Genomic DNA, 239 nt, shown 5'->3' on the forward strand with positions numbered 1-239 from the left:
GACAGGCATCCAGTCCGGGATCCGAAAAGCACGAGATGATGACGGCATCATATCCATCCTTCTCTGCCTGGACGACTGCTTCAAGCAAGGCGGGCACTGTCACGGCCGCATCGGCGCGAGTTTCGATAGATGCGGGCCCCTGTTGGGGCACCGCAAAATCGACTGTCGTGTCTTGTGCAAGGAAGGTGCGAGCAAACGCCTGTCGACGTTCGATCTCGGCCATCCCCAACTCGGTGTTC

Annotated in this window: 1 protein-coding gene; it reads right to left on the reverse strand. The window is 59.0% G+C overall.

The annotated features are described in order from the left end of the window. A partial coding sequence (locus SB658_RS27190; protein ID WP_410603645.1) for an aspartate/glutamate racemase family protein occupies positions 1-223 on the reverse strand: 223 nt, incomplete at its 3' end. Positions 224-239 lie beyond the last annotated feature (16 nt).

This window comes from Bacillus sp. SIMBA_008 (assembly GCF_046535495.1).
In the GTDB taxonomy this organism is placed as follows: Bacteria; Bacillota; Bacilli; order Bacillales; family Bacillaceae; genus Bacillus; species Bacillus subtilis.